Origin of the sequence: Streptomyces scabiei 87.22 (assembly GCF_000091305.1) — a bacterium.
In the GTDB taxonomy this organism is placed as follows: domain Bacteria; phylum Actinomycetota; class Actinomycetes; order Streptomycetales; family Streptomycetaceae; genus Streptomyces; species Streptomyces scabiei.
In genome coordinates, this window is record NC_013929.1 from 6,697,656 (window position 1) to 6,715,127 (window position 17,472).

Here is a 17,472-nt window from a genome sequence, read left to right on the forward strand (position 1 = left end):
TGGCCCGGACGGGGAAGGAGATCATCAGGTCGGACCAACCGGCCGTCACGGGTGGGCTAATTCGACGCCGTGCACCGGCATTTGTGAGATATGAGGAGATATGTCACGCGGCCGCTCGGGCAGCGTTCCAACGTCCCCGGGACCGGTGAGCCGTGAAGCCGCAGACCATCTGCCTCTGCATGATCGTCAAGAACGAGGCGCGCGTGATCGAACGCTGCCTCGCCTCCGTACGCCCCCTGATCGACACCTGGGTCATCTCCGACACCGGCTCGACGGACGGCACGCAGGACCTGATCCGCGAGGCGCTGGACGGCATCCCGGGCGAGCTCCGCCAGGACCCCTGGGTCGACTTCGGCCGCAACCGGACGCGGAACATCCAGCACGCCCGGGGCAGGGCCGACTTCCTGCTCACCCTCGACGCCGACCACGTACTGCGCCAGGACACGCCGCTTCCCCGGCTGACGGCCACCTCGTACATGCTGCGCTACGACACCCCCGGCACCCAGCACCGCTTCAAGCACCTGATGCGGGGAGATCTGCTCTGGCGGTACGAGGGCGTCACCCACGAGTACCCGTGCACCGACGGGCCCGACGTCCAGGAGAACCTGGACGCGATCGTCATCGAGGACCATGCCGACGGCGGCTGCCGCGGCGACAAGTTCGAGCGTGACGCGCGTCTGCTCAGGCGGGAGCTCGACCGCGACCCCGCCAACCCCCGCACCGTCTTCTACCTCGCCAACACCGAACGCGACCTGGGCCACGCGCGCGAGGCCATCGCCCTGTACGAGCGGCGCGCGGCGATGGGCGGCTGGGGCGAGGAGGTCTACTGCTCGCTGCTCGAAGCGGGCATCCTCAGGGTGGAGCAGGAGGAGGACTGGCCGGGGGCCCTGGACACGCTCACCCGGGCCTGGGAGGCACGCCCCGCACGGCTGGAGGCCTGCTACGAACTGGCCTCCCGGCTGCGCCTCCGCCGCCGGTACCACACGGCGTACGCCCTCCTCGTCGACGTCGTCGACCGGCCCGCCCCGGACGACCTCCTCTTCACCAGGCCCTGGGTCTACCGCTGGGGCCTGCTGTTCGAGTTCTCCATCGCCGCCCACTGGGTGGGGGACCACGCCGGGGCCCTGCGGGCCTGTGACCGTCTGCTGGCGCTGCGGGACCTGCCCGAACGGGTCCGCCGCCAGGTCGAGATCAACCGGGAGTTCTCCGTGCCGCACGCCCCCCGGCCGGAGCTGTCCGCCGTGGTGCGCAGCCCTCAGTCCGCCAGGACCGGGAAGGCCGCCAAGTCCGCCAAGTCCGCGAGGGCTTCCGGACGCAGGCGGTAGCGTCGCCTCGGCCGACCGCCCGAGGCGGGCTCCGGGGCGCGCGTACGGACGACGGGGAACGCGCGGTCGTCTGACCTCATCCCTACGGACCTCATCCCTAGGGGCCGGATCCCTACGGACCTCATCCTTGGGGGCTGCATCCTTACGGGCCGCTGAGGCGTCCCTACCGTCATGGACCTGGAGAAGAGGCACCCCGCCCGCCCGCCGGTCGAGCCGTCCGCCGAGCCTTCGACGGCACGCCCCGCCGTGCGGCAGCAGACGCCCGAGGGATGTCTCACGGCCGCGATCCGCATCCCCGTCCGGATCGTCGTGCTCGTCCTCGTCGTGCCGGTGCGGATGGTGTGGGACCTGCTCGTGGTGGCCGGCCGGTTCCTCGGGGACGCCGTGCTGCGGCCGTTGGGGCGCGCCTCGCTGTGGGCCGCGAGGGCCGTCCTCGTGTGGCCGTGGGTGGCGCTGTGGCGCTACGCCGTCGTGCCGCTCGCCCAGGGGCTCGGGTGGCTCGGGTACCGGCTGCTGGTCGTGCCGGCGGTGTGGGTGTACCGGTACGCGCTGACGCCCGTGGGGCACGCGATGGCCTGGGTGTACCGGTGGACGCTGGTGCCGTTCGGGCGGGGCGTCGCCCGGCTCGCCCGGGCGGTCGGGGCCGGCTTCGCCGCCGCCGCGGTCGCGCTGCTCACCGGCCTGGCCCGGCTGACGCGGTACCTGCTCGTCGTACCGGCCGGGTGGCTGTACCGGTATGCGCTGACCCCCGTGGGGCACGCGCTCGCATGGGTGGGCCGGGGGGCCCTGTGGCTCGTACGGATGATCTTCACCGGGCTCTGGCTCGGGATCTACTGGACCGCACGCGTGCTGCTCGTGCTGCCCTCGCTCGCCGTGTGGCGGTGGGCGCTCGTACCGGCCGGACGGCTGCTCGCGGTCGTGGGACGGGAACTCCGGGACGCCGTCGCTCACGCCTGGCGGGTCGCCGGACACCTCTCGCGCGCCGTCGGACGGTTCCTGGCCGGCGTCCTGCGGTGGCTCCTCGTCGAGCCGGCGCTGTGGCTGTACCGGACCGTTCTCACGCCCGCCGGCCACGTCGTGCGCGACGTCGTGTGGAAACCGGCCGCGGCGGTCGCGAGCGCCGCCGGCCGGATCGCCCGGCAGGCATGGACCACCGCCCGCGAGTCCGCCCGCCAGGCCCGCGCCGCCGTGCGCTCGGCACTCCTCGGGCGGCCGGCGGAGCCGCGGCCCGTCCACAGGCGGGAACCGGGAGCCGCCCGGGCACGTACTCTTGGTAGAAGTACGACCGCTCTCACGAAGGACTGAACGACACTGGGCAAGCGACAGCCCGAAGGCCCGCCGCCCGCACCCGCGGTGCAGCGCATCCGACTGCGCTACACCAAGCGCGGCCGCCTCCGGTTCACCAGCCACCGTGACTTCCAGCGCGCCTTCGAGCGTGCGCTGCGCCGCGCCGAGGTGCCCATGGCGTACTCGGCGGGGTTCACGCCGCATCCGAAGGTGTCGTACGCCAATGCCGCACCCACCGGCACGGGCAGTGAGGCGGAATATCTGGAGATCGCGCTCACCCGGGCGTGCGACCCGGAGAAGCTCAGGATCCTGCTCGACGAGTCGTTGCCCACCGGGCTCGACATCGTCGACGCCGTCGAGGCCCGGACCTCCGGGCTCGCCGACCGCCTCACGGCATCCGTGTGGGAGCTGCGCCTGGACGGCGTGGACCCGGCGGACGCCGCGCGCGCGGTCGAGGCCTTCACGGCGGCGGACCTCGTCGAGGTCCAGCGCAGGACCAAGAACGGTATGCGGACCTTCGACGCCAGGGCCGCCGTCGTCGACCTCACCGGCCGTGACGGACGGGACCCGGGTGCCGGAGCCGCCGACGCCGCGCCCCTTGCTGGGCCGACGGACCAGCCCTGTGCGATACTGCGCCTGGTTGTTCGGCACGTGACGCCTGCCGTTCGACCCGACGACGTCCTGTCCGGTCTCCGCGCCGTGGCCGACCTGGCGCCGCCGGTCCCCGCAGCGGTGACCAGGCTGGCGCAGGGGCTGTTCGATGAAGAGACCGGCACGGTGACCGACCCGCTCGCGCCCGACCGCGAGGCAGCGCCGGCCCTCTCAACGGCCGAATCCACTGCCGCCGCGAAGGCGTCGGCGACGGTGGGTCCCGCGTAGGGACGGACGTCGTAGCGCCGCCCTCTGATCCGGGAGCCACCTGGGTCGGGCAGCGCACCGACCACAAGACTTTCGCCAGGCCGTACGCAACATGGCGTACGGAACCGGCGAGACAGGACACGGAAAGCTCCCGTGCGGCGCTCGCGCCCCGGACGGCGGCAGTCGCGCATGACGCGAGCCGCGGACGTCACCGGCCTCTGCCGGACCGGGCGCGGCGCCCGGGAGCCCGACGGGAGAAACGCCCGCATGCCCGAATCGATCGAATCCGCAGAGCCCACGCAGGGCTCCGAGCAGAACTCGCCGAGCGACACCTTGCCGCCGCGCCGACGCCGCCGCGCCGCGTCCCGCCCCGCGGGACCCCCGTCGGCCGCCTCCGAGGCCGCCGCGGAGAGCACCGCTCCGGCCGTACCGGTCGCCGAGACCGACGATCTCGCCTCCGCCGACGAGGCGGAGGAGACCGCAGCGACCGCCGAGGTCGTCGCGGAAGCCGAGACGGACGAGGAGGCCGAGGCGGCTGCGCCCCCCGCGCGCACCCGTCGTCGTGCGACCCGCAGGGCCTCCGCGCCCGCCGGCGCGCCCAAGGACACCGAGGCCGTCGAGGTCGTCGAGACCGTGGCGCCCGCCACCGCCACCGCCGTGGCGGAGACCGCCGAAGCGCCCGCAGCCGTCGAGGAGGAGGCGCCTGCCGCCCGTCCGCGTCGTCGTGCGACCCGTCGTGCTTCCGCTCCGACGGGTGCGCCGCAGGCCGTGGAGGAGAGCGCCGCCGCCCCTGAGGTGGTGGCCCCGGCCGAGGTTCCGGCCGCCGAAGAGCCCGCAGCCGTCGAGGAGGCGGCCCCCGCGGCCCCCGCTGCCCGTCCGCGTCGTCGTGCGACCCGTCGTGCTTCGGCCCCGACGGGTGCGCCGCAGGCCGTGGAGGAGAGCGCCGCCGCCCCTGAGGTGGTGGCCCCGGCCGAGGTTCCGGCCGCCGAAGAGCCCGCAGCCGTCGAAGAGGCGGCGCCCGCCGCACGTACACGTCGTCGTGCCACGCGCCGCGTGACCACGCCCGCCGGGACGCCCGAGAGCGCCGAGGCCGCCGCCGCCGCGGACACCGCTCCGCAGACCGTCGAGGCGCCCGCCGCCGAGACCGTGCCGGCCCAGCCCGTCCAGGAGGCTCCGGCCGCCGAGGCGGAGGACGGCGGCCCCCGTCGCGCCCGCCGCCGCTCGGCGCGCAAGGCCGCCGGCGGCTTCTCGGCGCCGACCCCGCCGGTCGCCGAGGACGCGCCGTCCCGCTCGTCCCGGCCCGCCGTGGCCGTGTTCCAGGCCCCCGTCTTCACCGAGCCGATGTTCCAGACGCCGGAGCGGGCCGCCGCGCAGGCCGCCGCCGCTGCGGAGGTCGAGACCGAGGAGGCCGTGGAGGCGGAGGAGACCGTCGAGACCGCCGACCTCGGCGGGTTCGCCGAGGAGGAGAACACCGGCGGATCGCGCCGTCGCCGCCGCCGTCGGGGCGAACCCGCCGCGGTCGAGCAGCCCGCCGCCGTCGTGACCGAGGAGCCCGACGAGGCCGAGGACGCCGAGGAGCCCGAGGAGGGCGCCGAGGACGCCGACGAGGGCGACGAGTACGGCGAGGAGGAGTCCACCGGCTCGCGCCGTCGCCGTCGCCGGGGCGGACGCCGCCGTCGCCGGGGCGACGCGACCGACGCCGACGACGCGGCCGAGGGCGACGACCACACCGCCGAACAGGCCGCGCAGGGCACCGAGGACACCGCCGAGCAGCTTGACGAGGACGCCGAGGACGAGGCCGACGAGCGCGACGACTCCGGTTCCGGCTCCAGCAGCAGCCGCCGTCGCCGTCGTCGTCGCCGTCGCGCCGGTGACTCCGGCACCGACGCCGACGCGACGCCCGACGACCCCGAGCGCACGGTCGTCAAGGTCCGTGAGCCGCGGGAGCGGCGCGCCAAGGAGACGGAGTTCTCCGACGAGGTGCAGTCCATCAAGGGCTCCACCCGTCTGGAGGCCAAGAAGCAGCGTCGCCGCGAAGGCCGGGAGCAGGGCCGCCGTCGCGTCCCGATCATCACCGAGGCCGAGTTCCTCGCCCGCCGCGAGGCCGTCGAGCGCGTGATGGTCGTGCGCCAGAGCGGCGAGCGCACCCAGATCGGCGTCCTGGAAGACAACGTGCTCGTGGAGCACTACGTCAACAAGGAGCAGTCGACCTCGTACGTCGGCAACGTCTACCTCGGCAAGGTGCAGAACGTGCTGCCGTCGATGGAGGCTGCCTTCATCGACATCGGCAAGGGCCGCAACGCCGTGCTGTACGCCGGTGAGGTCAACTTCGAGGCGCTCGGCATGGCCAACGGGCCGCGCCGCATCGAGTCCGCCCTGAAGTCCGGCCAGTCGGTGCTCGTCCAGGTGACGAAGGACCCCATCGGCCACAAGGGTGCCCGCCTGACCAGCCAGGTCTCCCTGCCCGGCCGCTACCTGGTGTACGTCCCCGAGGGGTCGATGACCGGGATCAGCCGCAAGCTGCCCGACACCGAGCGGGCCCGGCTGAAGACCATCCTCAAGAAGATCGTCCCCGAGGACGCGGGCGTCATCGTGCGCACCGCCGCCGAGGGCGCCAGCGAGGACGAGCTGCGCCGTGACGTCGAGCGGCTGCAGGCGCAGTGGGAGGACATCCAGAAGAAGTCGAAGAACGGCAACGCGCCGACGCTGCTGTACGGCGAGCCGGACATGACCGTCCGCGTGGTCCGCGACATCTTCAACGAGGACTTCTCCAAGGTCATCGTCAGCGGCGAGGAGGCCTGGGAGACCATCCACGGGTACGTCTCGCACGTGGCGCCCGATCTGGCCGAGCGGCTGCAGAAGTGGACCTCCGAGGTCGACGTCTTCGCGACGTACCGCATCGACGAGCAGCTGATGAAGGCGCTGGACCGCAAGGTGTGGCTGCCCAGCGGTGGTTCGCTGGTGATCGACAAGACCGAGGCCATGATCGTGGTCGACGTCAACACCGGCAAGTTCACCGGCCAGGGCGGCAACCTGGAGGAGACGGTCACCAGGAACAACCTGGAGGCGGCTGAGGAGATCGTGCGTCAGCTGCGGCTGCGCGACCTCGGCGGCATCGTCGTCATCGACTTCATCGACATGGTCCTGGAGTCCAACCGGGACCTGGTGCTGCGGCGTCTGCTGGAGTGCCTGGGACGCGACCGGACGAAGCACCAGGTCGCCGAGGTCACCTCGTTGGGTCTGGTCCAGATGACCCGCAAGCGGGTCGGCCAGGGCCTGCTGGAGTCCTTCTCCGAGACCTGTGTCCACTGCAACGGGCGCGGCGTGATCGTGCACATGGACCAGCCGACGGCCGTCGGCGGTGGCGGCAAGCGCCGCAAGCGCGGCCGTGGCGGCGCCGAGCACGAGCACGACCACGAGCACGTGTCCGGGCACGAGACCGCCGAGCCGGTGGAGACGACCACCGAACAGGCCGAGGCCGAGGTGGCCGCCGAGGTCGCCGAGCCGGTGGCGCTGCCCGCGCCCGAGTTCGAGCCGGACGAGGAGCTGTACAGCAGCGTCGCCGAGGCCGAGGCGGCGGTCGGGCGGGGCCGTTCGCGGCGCCGCGCGACCCGGCGGGCGTCCGCGCCCTCGGGTGCGCCGAAGTCCCGCGCGACCGTGACCGGCACCGTCTCCGAGGACCGTGCCCCGAAGCCGCGCGAGGCCGCCGAGGCGGAGCCCGTGGCGGTGGAGGACCCGGTCGTCGAGACGCCGGTCGTCGAGGCGCCCGCCGCCGAGAGCACCGAGGACGCGGCGCCCAAGGGCCGTACGCGTCGCCGGGCCACCCGGAAGGTGTCCGCTCCGGCGGGCACCCCGGCCGGAGCCGCGGTGGAGGACACCGTGGTGACGGTGTCCGAGCCGGTCGTCCACGAGGCGACGGCGACGGCGACCGAGCCGGCCGTGGCCGACGAGGCCCCGCAGCCCGAGGCCGCCGCCACCGTCGAGAGCGCGGCTCCGGCCCGTCCCCGTCGGCGTGCCGTGCGCAAGGCGACGGCGCCCACGGCGTCGGCGGAGGCTGCCGTGGTCGTGGTCCCGTCCGCGTCCGCCGAGGACACGGTCGCGACCCCGGCCGGGGAGCCCGTCGAGGCGCAGGTCGCGGAGGCCGCCGGGGAGACCGCGGCCGAGGCGCCCGCCAAGAAGACGGCGGCGCGCAAGACGGCCAAGAAGGCGACGGCGAAGAAGGCCGCCACGAAGAAGACGGCGGCGGCCAAGAAGACGGTCGCGAAGAAGGCCACGGCCAAGAAGGCGGCCACGACGAAGAAGACGGCCGCCAAGAAGACCACGGTGGCCGCCGAGCAGTCGTCGGCCACGGTCACGGCCTCGACCGACGAGGGCTGAGCCCGGGCGGACGTACGGTCCGCTTCCGCCGGTGCCCCTGCCGGGGTGGGAGACCACCCCGGCAGGGGCACCGGCATACGGGGGTGCCGACGGGTACGGGGGCCCGGGCCCGCCGGGAAACGCCTGCTCGGGGGCGGTGAGACATCGGTCACGCGGTGGGCGGGGGGCTCGGTTTGACCCTTTCGGGCGCGGCCCCGTAACCTTGACCGTCGGCGTGTCCGTAGGTAGAGACGCGTCACATCCCCGTAAACCTCATTCCTTCCGCGCGCCGGGCGCCGTGGGAGAGGCCGTTCGCATGTCGGACGGCTGGACTGCGGGGGTGCCGTTCCCGAGCGAGAGAGTGAGATCCGCGTGTACGCCATCGTGCGCAGCGGTGGTCGCCAGCACAAGGTTGCTGTCGGCGACATCGTTGAGGTTGACAAGATTTCCACCGCCAGTGTCGGCGACACGGTCGAGCTCTCGACCCTGCTCGTCGTCGACGGCGACGCTGTGACCAGCGACCCGTGGGTGCTGGCCGGCATCAAGGTCCAGGCCGAGGTCGTGGACCACCACAAGGGCCAGAAGATCGACATTCTGCGCTACAAGAACAAGACCGGCTACCGCCGTCGTCAGGGCCACCGCCAGCAGTACACGGCGATCAAGGTCACTGAGATCCCCGCGGCTGCGAAGTAAGGGACTGAGGAGACATGGCACACAAGAAGGGCGCATCGTCCACCCGGAACGGTCGCGACTCCAACGCTCAGCGGCTCGGCGTGAAGCGCTTCGGCGGTCAGGTCGTCAACGCCGGTGAGATCCTGGTCCGCCAGCGCGGCACGCACTTCCACCCGGGCGCCGGTGTCGGCCGCGGCAAGGACGACACGCTGTTCGCGCTGAACGCCGGTGCGGTCGAGTTCGGCACCAGCCGTGGTCGCAAGGTCGTCAACATCGTTCCGGCCGCCTGAGTCTTCCGACTCGCCCGGTCTTCACGGCCAAGGCTTCCGTAGAGCGATTCGTCGAGGCGGACCTCACTTCTCGTACAGGATTTTCGTACGGGAAGCGGGTCCGCCTTTGACGTGTTACAGGTAAGACATTTCCGAACACCACGCATCACGCGTATCTGGAGGCACCCACCATGACCACCTTCGTGGACCGCGTCGAGCTGCATGTCGCCGCGGGTAACGGAGGCCACGGCTGTGCCTCCGTCCACCGGGAGAAGTTCAAGCCGCTCGGCGGCCCCGACGGCGGCAACGGCGGCCGGGGCGGCGACGTCATCCTGACCGTCGACCAGTCCGTGACGACTCTCCTCGACTACCACCACTCCCCGCACCGCAAGGCCACCGCCGGCAAGCCCGGTGAGGGCGGCAACCGGTCGGGCAAGGACGGACAGGACCTGGTCCTTCCCGTGCCGGACGGCACGGTCGTATTGGACCGGCAGGGCAACGTCCTCGCCGACCTCGTCGGCCACGGCACCTCCTTCGTCGCCGCGCAGGGCGGCCGGGGCGGCCTCGGCAACGCGGCCCTCTCCTCCGCCCGCCGCAAGGCGCCCGGCTTCGCGCTGCTCGGCGTGCCCGGCGACATGGGCGACATCGTCCTGGAGCTGAAGACCGTCGCCGACGTCGCGCTGGTCGGCTACCCGAGCGCGGGCAAGTCCTCGCTGATCTCGGTGCTGAGCGCGGCCAAGCCGAAGATCGCGGACTACCCCTTCACCACCCTCGTCCCCAACCTGGGCGTGGTGACGGCCGGCGAGACGGTCTACACGATCGCCGACGTCCCCGGACTGATCCCCGGCGCGAGCCAGGGCAAGGGCCTGGGCCTGGAGTTCCTGCGCCACGTCGAGCGCTGCAGCGTCCTCGTCCACGTCCTGGACACCGCGACGCTGGAGTCCGACCGCGACCCGGTCTCCGACCTCGACATCATCGAGGAGGAGCTGACGCAGTACGGCGGTCTCGACAAGCGGCCCCGGATCGTCGTCCTCAACAAGATCGACGTGCCCGACGGCAAGGACCTCGCCGAGATGGTGCGGCCGGACCTGGAGGCCCGCGGCTACCGGGTGTTCGAGGTGTCCGCCGTCGCCCACACGGGCCTGCGGGAGCTGTCGTTCGCGCTCGCCGACCTCGTGGGCCGGTCGCGTGCCGCCAAGCCGCAGGAGGAGGCGACGCGGATCGTCATCCGGCCCAAGGCCGTCGACGACGCGGGCTTCACGGTCGTGCGGGAGGAGGACGGGCTGTTCCGCGTCCGGGGCGAGAAGCCGGAGCGCTGGGTCCGTCAGACCGACTTCAGCAACGACGAGGCGGTGGGGTACCTCGCCGACCGCCTGAACCGCCTGGGCGTCGAGGACGAGCTGATGAAGGCGGGCGCCCGCTCCGGCGACGGCGTCGCCATCGGCCCCGAGGACAACGCGGTCGTCTTCGACTGGGAGCCGACCGTCATGGCCGGCGCGGAGATGCTCGGCCGCCGCGGCGAGGACCACCGCTTCGAGGAGCCCCGCCCGGCCGTCACGCGTCGCCGCGACCGCCAGGCGGCGCGGGACGAACTCCAGAAGGAGTACGACGACTTCGAGCCGTTCTAGGGCTGCCGCCGGGCAGGTCCCGAGCGCACCGCGAACGCCGAAGGGCCCCGGATCGGCGAATTCCAGGGGTCGATGCAACACCGTGGTGAGTTGATCAAGCCGCGATCAGTTTAGACAGACGCTCGGCTGGGGTTTCCCAGCCGAGCGTCTTGCGTGGGCGGCTGTTGAGTTCGGCGGCGACGGCGTCCAGGTCCTCGCGGGTGTGCCGGGACAGGTCGGTGCCCTTGGGGAAGTACTGCCGCAGCAGGCCGTTGGTGTTCTCGTTCGAGCCGCGCTGCCAGGGGCTGGCCGGGTCACAGAAGTAGACCGGGATGTCAGTCGTGACGGTGAAGTGGCGGTGGTAGGCCATCTCTGTTCCCTGGTCCCAGGTCAGGGACCGCATCAGGTGTGGTGGAAGCGTCTGGACGGTCTGCGCGAGCGCGGCGTTGACGGCGGCGGCTCCGTGCCCTTGGGGTAGATGGACGAGCATCAGGTAGCGGGTGCTGCGTTCGACGAGGGTGGCGATGGCGGAGCGGGAGTTGCTGCCGACGATGAGGTCGCCTTCCCAGTGGCCGGGAACGGCTCGGTCGGCAGCTTCTGCGGGACGTTCGCTGATCATGACCATCGGGTGCGGGAACCGCTGCCTGCGGCTCGCTGCCTGCCGGTGCGGCCGGCGCATCGCGCGTCCCGTCCGCAGCGCGCGGGTCAGTTCCCGCTTCAGCTCACCGCGGCCCTGGACGTAGAGAGCCTGGTAGATCGTCTCGTGGACCACGTGCATCTCCGGCCGGTCGGGGAAGCGCCTGCGCAGAGCGTGGCAGATCTGCTCCGGGCTCCACCGCAGGGTCAGGTGGTCCTGGATGAAGTCACGCAGTTCTGGGTTCTGCCCGATCCTGCCGGGCTTGGGCCGCGGCTTGCGCTTGTTCGCGCGGCGCTGGGCGGCGTGCGGGCGGTAGGACCAGGTGCCGGCCGGGTGGACGGTGCGGTTGCGTCGGATCTCCCGGCTGATGGTGGAGGGGCTGCGGCCCAGCTCGGCCGCGATCGTCCGGATGGATGCCTTTTCCCGCAGCCGGTCGGCGATGTGGATGCGGTCTGACTCGCTCAGATACCGGGACGGGCCGACCGGTTCGAGCGCTTCCGCAGGCAGCGGCGGCACTACTTCACGGGGCTCCCACGGGAGTCCCGTGTCGACGATGGGCGCGTACGCCTTCTTCTTTCCGGATGCCTGCCGGCCGTAGCGCCATCGCGTTCCGGTGCGGCGGTTGATCCCGACGATCCGGCAGGCTTCCGTGTTGCTTTTCCCAAGATCCACGAGCCGAAGGTATTCCTCCCGCTCGCGGGCCAGAGGCTTGCGGCCGTAGTTACCCCGCTCTTCCCGAATCTCGAAGTCCATCGCACCCCTTGAGCTGGGGTGTTGCGACGACCACTAGAACGGAAGATCTCTCCGGGGCCCTTCGGCATGAGCGGCGGTCGCGTCCTAGGCGAGCGCCTCGCTCGTCTCGCTCGGCTCGCCCTCGGTGAGTTCGTCGCCGGCCTCCCGGGGCGACGGCATGTCGTTGACGATCCGCGACTCCATCCGCACACGGCGGTCGTCGGCCTTGGCGCAGAGCGCCTTCACCGCGGAGTCGAAGCGGACCGGCGACGGCGGGTCGGAGGGACCCAGCAGCTGCTCCTTCAGCTCGGCGCGGGCCTTGGCGAAACCGTCCTTCTCGGGGTTGCGGACCGCGTCGAGGAGGGCGGGGACGCCGTCCGCCCCGGGCGTCAGGACGACACCCGCGGAGACCGTCGGGAAGGCCGCGCGGAACGCCGCCTCCGGCAGCCCGGACGTGTTGGCGACCGAGTACGGCTTCTCACTGGACAGCCAGTCGGAGACCACCGAGGAGACATCGCTGATCAGCAGGTCCGACACGTTGAAGCAGGCGAAGATCGCGGGCCGCGCCTCGGTCACGATGCCGTGCTCCCACTCCGGGAACGATGCCCAGTACGCCTTCTCCCAGGCGAGCGTCGCCTCGGAGATCGCCGTCGCACGGTCCCCGCTGGGCGTGCCCTGCAGCAGCATCCGCTCCATCTCGTCCGCGCTGGTACGGAACGACGTGGAGGTCAGCCGGTCCAGCTCGGCCGAGCGACGGGTGAGCTCGGCGGCCGCCTCGGCACCCGGCCGCGCGCCCGAGCGCTTCGTGTTGGCCTCGCGGATCATCGCCTTGATGCGCTCGTTGGCCACACCCGCGCGCGGGTCGACCGAGCCGGTCATCGGGTGCGGCTTGTACAGCAGCCGTACCTTGTCGTCGGCGAGGAGCTGCCGGACGATGTTCTCGCCGGCCAGCACCACGGACGTGTTGCCCGGGTTGCCGTCCCAGCCCTCCCAGGTGGGGGCGTACAGGACGGTGGTGTAGGTGCCCGCCGGCGGGCCCGCGTACGGGCGGATCGGCGCCAGCTGCGGCCGGCCGACCTCGACGATGTCCTTGTCCTCGACCCCGACCTCGGCGAGCGCGTACCGCTCGCGCGCCGCGGGACCGGCGACCCACACCTCGTCGTACGCCTTCGCGTACGGGTTGCAGGAGGACAGCTTGTCGCTCTCGCCGTGGTTGATGAAGGCGTGCTTGACGGTGGGGATGCGCAGCACCTGGGAGGTCTTCGCGGCGTTGGCCGGGTGCAGCATCATCTTCAGCGTCGAGGTCTCCAGCGAGAACATCGTGGCGACCTTCGGGAAGCAGATGATCGGCACGTCCGTCGCGTCGATCTTCTGGACCATGAAGCGCTCACGCAGCACGATCAGCGGCTTCTCCAGCTGCGAGAGCGTGGAGAGCCACATGTTCGCCTGGTACGCCGACGTCGTACCGCCGGAGAAGTACATCGCGGTGGTCGGCCGGTAGTCGGCGAGCCACTCGTCCAGCCACTCCATGACCTGCTGCTCGTTCTTCGCGCGCTTCTTCGGCAGCAGCCAGGTCCCCAGGTACGCGGTGCCCGCGACGAGGAGGGTGAGAGCGGCGCCGAGGCCGGCACCGCCCCAGGTGGCGTCCCGCGTGGCCGCGGTGAGCACCAGGCCGGCCGTGATCGGCAGCGAGAAGGTCAGCAGCCGGTGGGCCTGGCGGCGGGCCAGGATGCGCGGCGGCGCGGCCGTCAGGCGCAGCGCGGAGGCGTCGATGTTGCGGGTCACGATCGGCAGCGTCCGGCTGCGGCGCACGAGCACCGAGACGGCCTGGCAGGCGAAGTGCACCCCGTAGAAGAGGAGGAGGCCGACCAGGAGCGGTGCCTGCTCGTTCAACGGGTCGATCCCGTCGATGCGCAGCAGTCCCACCAGGATCAGCATGTCGCGCATCAGCTGGCGCACCAGCGCGTCGAAGCGGATCTTGCCCAGCAGTGCCAGCAGTCCGGGATCCCGGTACTGCAGGAACGTGTCCAGGAGGAGGCCCGCCGCGCTCGCGGCGACGAACACGGGAATGTTCGGCAGCAGCGCGGAAACGATCTGGGCCGTGAAGAGCGCGAACATCGCGAACAGCGCGGAGAGCTGCGCGACGCGGCGGGTGGGGAGGCCTGCGGAGGGCACGGGCTGGGCTCCTGCGGAGGGGGTGACGGACAAAGAGGGGGAGGGTGACTCCGGGGGCGGCCTGCGGAAGGCCGATCCCTGACCGTATGACCTAGGGAGGCCGGGGAGCAATCCGCCGTGGGAACAATCACCGGCAGCCGGACATAACGGGCGTGACCTGGAGTGCGGTCCCTGCATCCTCCTCCCCCCGGCCCGGCGACCGGCCGCCGCCCCCCGCCCCGGCGACCGGCCGCCGCCCCCCGCCCCGGCGGGTCCCGTGCCGTCCGCCCCTCGAAATGAGGACGCGTCCGGTCCGCCCGCTCCCGTAGATTGCGAAGTGCACACACCGGGCTGTTCGGAGCATTGGGGATAGGCGTGTCAGCGGCAAGGCAGGCAGTGGCGAAGGCGCACCGGATCGTCGTCAAGGTGGGCTCCTCGTCGCTGACGACGGCGTCCGGCGGCCTCGACGCCGACCGGGTGGACGCCCTGGTGGACGTCCTCGCCAAGGCCCGCAGCGGGGGAGAGCGGGAGGTCGTGCTGGTCTCCTCCGGCGCCATCGCCGCCGGGCTCGCGCCGCTCGGCCTGCGCCGTCGGCCCAAGGACCTCGCCCGCCAGCAGGCCGCCGCCAGCGTCGGCCAGGGCCTCCTCGTGGCCCGCTACACGGCCTCCTGCGCCCGCTACGGCATCCGCGTCGGCCAGGTACTCCTCACCTCCGACGACATGAGCCGCCGCGCCCACCACCGCAACGCCTCCCGCACCCTCGACAAACTCCTCGCGATGGGCGCGCTGCCCGTCGTCAACGAGAACGACACCGTCGCCACGGACGAGATCCGCTTCGGCGACAACGACCGCCTCGCCGCCCTCGTGGCCCACCTCGTCCGGGCGGACCTGCTGGTCCTGCTGTCGGACGTGGACGGCGTGTACGACGGGGACCCCGCCAGGCCCGGCACGTCGCGGATAGCGGAGGTACGGGGGCCGGAGGACCTCGCGCACGTGGAGATCGGCAGCGCCGGCAAGGCGGGCGTGGGCACCGGCGGCATGGTCACCAAGGTCGAGGCCGCCGCGATCGCCACCGGCGCGGGCATCCCCGTGGTCCTGACCAGTGCCGTCCACGCGGCGGACGCGCTGGCCGGCCGCGACACCGGCACCTACTTCCACCCGACCGGCCGACGGTCCGCCGACCGGCTGCTGTGGCTCCAGCACGCCTCCACCCCGCAGGGCGCGCTCATCCTCGACGACGGCGCCGTCCGCGCGGTCGTCGACCGCCGCACCTCGCTGCTGCCGGCCGGCATCGGCGGCGTCGAGGGCGACTTCACCGCCGGCGACCCCGTGGAACTGCGGGACGGCACGGGCCGGGCGGTCGCCCGCGGCCTCGTCAACTTCGACGCCAAGGAGATCCCCCGGCTGATCGGCCGCTCGACCCGGGAACTGGCGCGCGAGCTGGGTCCCGCGTACGAACGAGAGGTCGTACACAGGGACGATCTCGTCCTCCTGCACCCCTGACCAGCGGCCCCGTGGGGAGAGCAGAGGACGGGCCCCCGCGGTGCACGTTCCGTAAAACCACCACGCGAAGCTCCTGAGCCTGCTCAACTTTGACGCAGGGAGATTCCGCACGACCTGTTGCGAAGCTCGAAACGTTGCGAAGGAGGCCGTCGTGAGACGAGTGCGCCCCGGGGCCGCGGCGTCCCGCGGTGGTGGTCCCTCCCGTGCGGCCGGCGAGGAGCGCAAGCTCACCAGCGTCGCCGCCTCGGACACCTACGAGGGCGAGAGCGCCGAGAAGCCGCAGGACCTGCCCCGGCTGTGGCACGTCACGCTGAGCGTCTCGGGGGCCGAGGCCCCCCTCAAGGAGGTGCGGCGTGGCCTGGAACAGCTCGCCCACGACCACCCCTTCCTGCTGACCAGCCGCTACGCCCACGACCACGCCGAGATCCGCTACTGGGAGGAGGCCCGCGACCTCCACGACGCGGCCGCCGTCGCCCTGCGCCTGTGGGGCGAGCACCGCCGGACGGCCGGGCTGCCGCCCTGGGAGATCGTCGGCCTGGAGGTCATCGACCGCCAGACGTACCACCAGCGGATCGCCGAGGGGTACGGCTCGCTCCCGGCGACACCCGTGGGGGTCCACCCCTTCTGACCGCCCCGCGGCCGCACGGCGCGGAGGGGGGCCCGGCCCGCCGCCGGGACGCCCCGGCGGCGGGTGTCTCGCGGTTCGGACCAAGCGCTGAACCGTTCCGCCGGGCGCACTACCCTTCCTGTATGACCACGCTCTCTCCGTACGACTCCATGACGCCGGTCACTCGGGCCGCCTACCGCGCCAAGGCCGCAGCCGCCGACCTCGCGCCGCTCCCGCGCGCCGAGAAGGACGACGCGCTGCTCGCCGTCGCCGACGCGCTGGAGGTCCGTACGAGCGACGTCGTCGAGGCCAACGCCAAGGACATCGAGCGGGCCCGTGCGGCGGGCACCAGCGAGGCGATCATCGACCGGCTGACGCTCACCCCGGAACGGATCCGCGCCATCGCCGCCGACGTCCGTGACGTGGCCGCGCTGCCCGACCCGGTCGGCGAGGTCGTCCGCGGCTCCACCCTCCCCAACGGCATCGACCTGCGCCAGGTCCGCGTCCCCCTCGGTGTCGTCGGCATCATCTACGAGGCCCGCCCGAACGTGACCGTGGACGCGGCCGCCCTCTGCCTGAAGTCCGGCAACGCGGTCCTGCTGCGCGGCTCGTCCTCCGCCTACGAGTCCAACGCCGCCCTCGTCCGGGTCCTGCGCGACGCCGTCGGCGGCGCGGGCCTGCCCGCCGACGCCATCCAGCTCGTCCCCGGCGACAGCCACGACTCCGTCCGCGAGCTGATGCGCGCCCGCGGCCTGGTCGACGTGCTCATCCCGCGCGGCGGCGCCTCCCTGATCCGCACGGTCGTCGAGGAGTCCACCGTCCCGGTGATCGAGACCGGCACCGGCAACTGCCACGTCTACGTCGACGCCGACGCGGACCTCGACACGGCCGTCGAGATCCTCATCAACTCCAAGGCCCACCGCGTCAGTGTCTGCAACGCCGCCGAGACCCTCCTGGTCCACCAGGACATCGCCCCCGAGTTCCTGCCCCGCGCCCTCGACGCGCTCGCCGACGCGGGCGTGACGGTCCACGCCGACGAGCGCGTCCTCGCCTACGCCAAGGAGAGCCGGGCCACGGTCGTCGAGGCCACCACGGAGGACTGGGAGACCGAGTACCTGTCGTACGACATCGCCGCCGCCGTCGTCGACTCGCTCGACCGGGCCGTGGAGCACATCCGGCTCTGGAGCTCCGGTCACACCGAGGCGATCGTGACCACCTCCCAGCAGGCCGCCCGCCGCTTCACCCAGCTGGTCGACTCCACCACGGTCGCCGTCAACGCCTCGACCCGGTTCACCGACGGCGGTCAGTTCGGTTTCGGCGCCGAGATCGGCATCTCCACGCAGAAGCTGCACGCCCGGGGCCCGATGGGCCTGCCCGAGCTGACCAGCACGAAGTACATCGTCACCGGCGACGGACACATCCGCCGCTAGCCGCACGCGCCCCTCGGGGCGTCGGCCCGTTCCCG

The 17,472-nt window shown here is 72.5% G+C and carries 12 protein-coding genes; 10 read left to right on the plus strand and 2 right to left on the minus strand.

The genetic code is table 11. From position 1 onward, the window contains the following. Nucleotides 1-179 precede the first annotated feature (179 nt). The 7 genes from SCAB_RS28710 (at nt 180) to obgE (ending at nt 10,395) form a co-directional block, all read left to right on the plus strand. Nucleotides 180-1,325 carry a tetratricopeptide repeat-containing glycosyltransferase gene (locus SCAB_RS28710; RefSeq protein WP_041670996.1) on the plus strand — a complete coding sequence of 382 codons (1,146 nt, stop codon included), beginning with the start codon at nt 180-182 and terminating at the stop codon, nt 1,323-1,325. Nucleotides 1,326-1,496: 171 nt separating this feature from the next. Next, a complete protein-coding gene (locus SCAB_RS28715; RefSeq protein ID WP_013003595.1) occupies nt 1,497-2,630 on the plus strand; it encodes a hypothetical protein in 1,134 nt (377 codons plus the stop codon). 48 nt (nt 2,631-2,678) lie between these two features. Continuing rightward, complete coding sequence (locus SCAB_RS28720; protein ID WP_013003596.1) at nt 2,679-3,491, plus strand: TIGR03936 family radical SAM-associated protein; 813 nt, start codon at nt 2,679-2,681, stop codon at nt 3,489-3,491. Nucleotides 3,492-3,737: 246 nt separating this feature from the next. Beyond that, nucleotides 3,738-7,847, plus strand: coding sequence for an Rne/Rng family ribonuclease (locus SCAB_RS28725; RefSeq protein ID WP_013003597.1), 4,110 nt, complete (start codon nt 3,738-3,740; stop codon nt 7,845-7,847). A gap of 351 nt (nt 7,848-8,198) precedes the next feature. Continuing rightward, on the plus strand, nt 8,199-8,519 hold the full coding sequence (gene rplU, locus SCAB_RS28730) for a 50S ribosomal protein L21 (protein ID WP_005479329.1): 321 nt from the start codon (nt 8,199-8,201) through the stop codon (nt 8,517-8,519). A gap of 14 nt (nt 8,520-8,533) precedes the next feature. Next, nucleotides 8,534-8,788 (plus strand): 50S ribosomal protein L27, encoded by a 255-nt coding sequence (gene rpmA, locus SCAB_RS28735; protein WP_013003598.1) that lies wholly within the window; start codon nt 8,534-8,536, stop codon nt 8,786-8,788. 170 nt (nt 8,789-8,958) lie between these two features. Then, the gene (gene obgE, locus SCAB_RS28740; protein WP_013003599.1) at nt 8,959-10,395 is read left to right on the plus strand and encodes a GTPase ObgE; all 1,437 of its coding nucleotides are present in this window, start codon (nt 8,959-8,961) and stop codon (nt 10,393-10,395) included. 94 nt (nt 10,396-10,489) lie between these two features. Here the strand turns inward: obgE and SCAB_RS28745 are convergent, their stop codons facing one another. Then, nucleotides 10,490-11,764 carry an IS30 family transposase gene (locus SCAB_RS28745; protein ID WP_013002763.1) on the minus strand — a complete coding sequence of 425 codons (1,275 nt, stop codon included), beginning with the start codon at nt 11,762-11,764 and terminating at the stop codon, nt 10,490-10,492. Nucleotides 11,765-11,848: 84 nt separating this feature from the next. After that, complete coding sequence (locus tag SCAB_RS28750) at nt 11,849-13,918, minus strand: membrane protein (RefSeq protein ID WP_013003600.1); 2,070 nt, start codon at nt 13,916-13,918, stop codon at nt 11,849-11,851. Nucleotides 13,919-14,293: 375 nt separating this feature from the next. On the opposite strand from SCAB_RS28750, the gene proB reads away from it, so the two are divergent. The 3 genes from proB to SCAB_RS28765 all read left to right on the plus strand — a co-directional run bounded on the left by proB (nt 14,294) and on the right by SCAB_RS28765 (nt 17,437). Next, nucleotides 14,294-15,400, plus strand: a complete 1,107-nt coding sequence (proB, locus tag SCAB_RS28755) for a glutamate 5-kinase (RefSeq protein ID WP_037723832.1) — start codon at nt 14,294-14,296, stop codon at nt 15,398-15,400. Nucleotides 15,401-15,560: 160 nt separating this feature from the next. Beyond that, a complete protein-coding gene (locus tag SCAB_RS28760; RefSeq protein ID WP_037723834.1) occupies nt 15,561-16,028 on the plus strand; it encodes a hypothetical protein in 468 nt (155 codons plus the stop codon). A gap of 122 nt (nt 16,029-16,150) precedes the next feature. Beyond that, nucleotides 16,151-17,437, plus strand: coding sequence for a glutamate-5-semialdehyde dehydrogenase (locus SCAB_RS28765; RefSeq protein WP_013003603.1), 1,287 nt, complete (start codon nt 16,151-16,153; stop codon nt 17,435-17,437). Nucleotides 17,438-17,472: the final 35 nt, after the last annotated feature.